Origin of the sequence: Rhodococcus wratislaviensis (assembly GCF_900455735.1) — a bacterium.
GTDB classification, from domain to species: domain Bacteria; phylum Actinomycetota; class Actinomycetes; order Mycobacteriales; family Mycobacteriaceae; genus Rhodococcus_F; species Rhodococcus_F wratislaviensis.
In genome coordinates, this window is record NZ_UAUI01000001.1 from 118,582 (window position 1) to 123,194 (window position 4,613).

Here is a 4,613-nt window from a genome sequence, read left to right on the forward strand (position 1 = left end):
GGGGACATACCTATTTCGTCCCGCGCGGGCGCCCGGTCAGGGGTGCGGATCCTGTGCGTGTTCGACGATCCACGCCGCGATCTGGGTGCGAGAATTGAAACCCAGTTTCGCGAGAATGTGCTCGACATGCCCCTGCGCGGTGCGCTGCGAGATCACCAACCGGGCCGCGATCGCCTTGTTGGTGAGCCCGTCGGCGACCAGTTCGGCGACCTGCCATTCGCGTCGGGTCAGGTGCGTCGCCCCGTTCGACGCCGACACCGCCTCCGGTCGCTGCTCGTCCAGCGCGTAGGCGACGGCATCGTCGAACGACATGTGCATGCCGTGGTCGAACGCGGCGTCGAACGCGCGGTCCCCGATCACGGCACGTGCCTGCTGTTCGCATTCGGCGTGGTGGACGAGCAGATTGGGGTAGACGGTGCTCGGGTTTCCGACGGTCTGCGCGACGGCCTCCGCGGTGCCCATCAGTTCGGCGGCCTGCTGGGCCCGGCCGGAGCCGACCGCGACCCAGGCGAGCACCTCGAGGGCCCCGCAGGCGCTGATCCGGTCGTCGACCAGGTGTGACAGCCGCAGCCCCTGCTTCACGTGGTCGTCGGCGAGGGTGAGGTGCCCGCGTTGCCACGCCGCCATCCCCGCGGCCCACAGCGACCAGCCCCGGTAGACGGACTCGCCGTGGGCCTCGGTGAGCGCGAAGATCTCGGATCCGCACATCTTCGCCACCGCCCCGTCGCCCTGCATGCCGCTGACCAGGGCCAACCCGAGCAGTCCCCACGTCAATTGGAGCAGGCTGCCCTTGTCGCGGAACTCGGCGAGCGCCTCTTCGAAGCACACCCGCGCGCGCGGGAGGTCCCCGGCGAACATGGCGCAGCACCCGGCGGCGTGGACCACCAGGGCAACCATCAGCGTGTCCCCGTTCCTCTCGGCGAGGAGGGCGCCCTCGTCGACCAGTGCTTTCGCGGCCTCGCGGTCGCCGTGCATGCCCGCGAGCACGCTGTCGACGTACAGCGCCTCGATCCGTTCCCGGCTCGCGCCGCCCGGGTGCCGTCCCAGCAGCTGCCCGAGCCAGCGGCGACCCTCGCGGAGCAGTCCGCGGGCGCGCCAGTACGGGTACAAGGCGGCGGCGATCCGCAGGCCCGTCTCGGCCTCCGCCGGCTCGGTCAGGCAGAAATGGAGGGCAGCCCGCAAATTCAGCGTCTCCGCGTCGAGCCGGCTGATCCACATCACCTGCCGGGGTCCGATCCACTCGGATTCGCACCGCACCACCAACTGCTCGTACCAGTCGCGGTGCCGGCGGCGCAGCGACACGTACTCCCCCGCCTCCTGCAATTTCTCCCGTCCGTAGTCGCGCACCGTCTCGAGCAGGTGGTACCGCACCGCCGGCCCCGACTCCTCACGGATCAGGATCGACTTGTCGATCAACGACGCGACCACGTCGAGGACGTTCTCCACCGGCAGGTCGCCGGCGCAGATTCCCTCCACCGCGTCCAGTTCGAAGCCGCCGGCGAACACCGACAGCCTCGCCCACAGCTCACGTTCCTCCTCGGTGCACAGCTCGTGACTCCAGTCGACGCACAGCCGCAGGGTCTGCTGCCGGCTCGGCGCGCCCCGCGATCCGACCGTCAGCAACCGATAGCGGTCGGTCAGCCGCTGCAGGATCTGTTCCGCCGACATCACCCGCAGCCGCACCGCCGCCAGCTCGATCGCCAACGGCAACCCGTCCAGCTGGCGGCAGATCCGGGCGACCGCCACGTGGTTGTCCTCGGTGAGTTCGAACTCCGGCACCGCCGTGGCCGCCCGCTCGACGAACAGCGTCACCGCCTCGTACTGCGGCAGGCCCTGCAGCGACGAGCGTTCGGGTTCGGGCACCGTCAACGGCGGCACCCGCAGCACCGCCTCGCCGCCGATGGCCAGTGGTTCGCGGCTGGTCGCGAGGATCCGTAACTCCGGGCAGCTCCGCAACAACGTCTCCGACAACGCGGCGGCCGCGGCGACCACGTGCTCGCAATTGTCGAGCACCAGCAGCAGTTGCCGGGTGGCGAGGTACTCGGTCAGCAGCACCTCCGGATTCCCGGAGCGCTGCTCGCGCAGTCGCAGTGCCGCCGACACGGCGTCGACGAGTGTCGTGTCGTCGTCCAGTTCCCCCAGCTCGACCAGCCACACGCCGTCCTCGAATGCGCGACTCGCATCGGCGCCCACCCGTAACGCCAGCCGGGTCTTCCCGACACCACCGATCCCGGCGAGTGTCACCAGCCGTGACACGGACAGCAGACGTCGCGCCTCGGTCACCTCACGGCGACGGCCGACGAAGCTCGTCAGTTCGTGGGGCAGATTTCCCACTGTGCCCTTCACTGCCGCCGGCATCACACCGTCACTCTCGACTCGCAGCCCCCTGCGCACACGGTACTCCCGGTGCGCGGCGGCAACGACGCTTTCGGCTGCGGGTCCGCGAGTTTCAGGGCACCGCGAACCGGATCACCGCGTCCAGCGGGTGGGCGCCCAGCGGCCGGTGTACGACCGGATGCGGTTGGCGCGGCGGGCCGGCCGCCGCGTGCCTGCCTCGGTGAGGCTGTGCGGGATCATGGCGATCCGGGTGCCGTCGACCACGTAGGCGGCCCCGGTGACGAACATTGCGGCAGGCGCAGTCAGATACGACGCGACGGCGGCGACTTCCCGGTCGTCGGGGCCGGGCGATGCGAAGTCCGGTTCGGCCACGGGCACCACGACGGAATTGACGGTGATCGAGTATCGCGCCAGTTCGGCAGCGAGCAGACCGGTGAGTCCGCCGAGCCCGGACGACGAGGGGGTGATGTTGACGATACGGCCGCCCCCGCCGCTCGCGATCATGTACCGGACGGCGCGCTGGATGCATTCGACGGCGGTACTGCCGGGGCAGCTGACGAGAACGCCGATTCCGCCCAGCTCCCGGGCGAACTCGTCGACGGCGGCCGCGGAGTCGGGCAGGTCGGCCAGATCCATGCGCTGTACGGCCGCGTTCACCGATCTGGACCGGACGGCGGCGGCGGTGGATTCGGCACTGTCCCGGTCCGCGGCGTAGGCGAGGCCGATGTGGAACCCGTCGTCCGCGAGTGCCAGTGCGACCGCTCGGCCCATCGGCGAGTCCGATCCCGTCACGACTGCGGTGCGTGTGCTGGGGTGCATGGATTCCGAATACCCCTTGGTAGATCTGCTCAAACGCTCAACTTTCGGACTGTGCACGGGCAGAACACAATCCGGCGAGAGCCGCACACGCGGCCCGTCGCGGATCGGCGCCGCACCGATCAGCAGTTGGACGGCGCCGGGTCGCCGCGGAACCGGGCGTCGAGGTAATCCAGGGCGGTCGGCAGGCCCAGCACGGCGGTGGTGAGGTGGTCGGGACTCGGGAACAGATCGGACTGCACCTTGGCGCCGGCGGCGCAGTAACGCGCGACGGTCGCCTCGATCGAGTCGACCGGGATGAGTACGTCTGTCGGGCTGTGCCATTCGAAGATCGGTGCGGTCGGAACACCCGGATACAGCTCGACACTGTTCTCGTTCAGCACCTCCCAGGCCTGCGGACTGCTCATGAGGTCGGTGGTCTTGGCGACCTCCGTCGCGCTGCGGCCTGCGCCGGCCGCGAGAATGCCGTTGGTGCACGCGTTGACCATCTCGTCGCGCATCGCCAGACCGCGATCGTTGAGTTGCTCGCTGATCGGAAGGCGGTCCGGGTACTCACGCTCGAGTCCGAGTGCCGCCGCCATCGCGAGGCCGAACGCCGGATGCGGTTGCATGCCGAGTCCGTTGGCCATCTTGCCGATGTTCATGGGCACACCGCCCTCGGCGACACCGACGATGTCCAGTTCCGGCGCGTACGTGGGTGCGAGCGCCGCGGCCCACGCCGACGCCATGCCGCCGCCGGAGTACCCGGCGAGCGCGACCGGGCTCTCCGCCACGGCGAGTTCGGGCACCCGCTGCACCGCGCGGATGCCGTCCAGGGTGATGGTTCCGCCGAGTCTCGCGGCACCGTAGGCACTGTTCGGACCCAGGTGGTCGGGCAGCGCGACCGTCCAGCCGCGCTGCAGTGCGAGGTTCAGTGCCGGCGCCTCCTTGATCTGGAGGTCGGGGTCGTTCGAGTACAGGGTCCGCGACGGCGCGCACCGCGGTCCGAGCGCGTTGATGATGTGCTGATAGGACAGCAACGGCCCGTTCACCGGCCGATTGCGGGGTACCAGCACGGTGGTGACCGACGAGATCGGGTGGTCCTCCGAGTTGGTGGTGCGGTACTTCACCTGCCAGACATCGGTGTCGGGGAAGGCGAGCAGAGGCGGCATCGGACGGACGGCGAGCGGCTCGCCGACCGCCGTAGCCGCCAGACCCTGCGACTGCAGGTAGAACGGATCGGGGTCGGAGGCGGGATAGATCGGCACGGCGGCCGCGACTCCGATGTTCGCGACCGTGGCGCAGGCGACGAATGCGGCACACAGTGCACCCGCGGTGAGGCTCGTGATACGTGAGCGCGTCATGCCGCCTCCTAGTTTGCGTAGAGCTCGATTGTTACCGAGTTCGCAGGAGATATCGGTATTCGGGCCCGCCCGTTACGGCAATGCAATGGACGGCGGGCCCTCCGCAACGAAAACGGG

At 69.6% G+C, this 4,613-nt stretch carries 3 protein-coding genes; all 3 read right to left on the minus strand.

Annotated features, from left to right (window positions below; translation table 11 throughout):
• Positions 1 to 36 precede the first annotated feature (36 nt).
• The gene (locus tag DTA22_RS00670; RefSeq protein WP_112298199.1) at positions 37 to 2,394 is read right to left on the minus strand and encodes an ATP-binding protein; all 2,358 of its coding nucleotides are present in this window, start codon (positions 2,392 to 2,394) and stop codon (positions 37 to 39) included.
• A 75-nt stretch (positions 2,395 to 2,469) separates the two neighbouring features.
• Positions 2,470 to 3,156, minus strand: coding sequence for an SDR family NAD(P)-dependent oxidoreductase (locus tag DTA22_RS00675; RefSeq protein ID WP_037232202.1), 687 nt, complete (start codon positions 3,154 to 3,156; stop codon positions 2,470 to 2,472).
• Positions 3,157 to 3,275: 119 nt separating this feature from the next.
• Positions 3,276 to 4,496 (minus strand): lipase family protein, encoded by a 1,221-nt coding sequence (locus DTA22_RS00680; RefSeq protein ID WP_037232201.1) that lies wholly within the window; start codon positions 4,494 to 4,496, stop codon positions 3,276 to 3,278.
• Positions 4,497 to 4,613 lie beyond the last annotated feature (117 nt).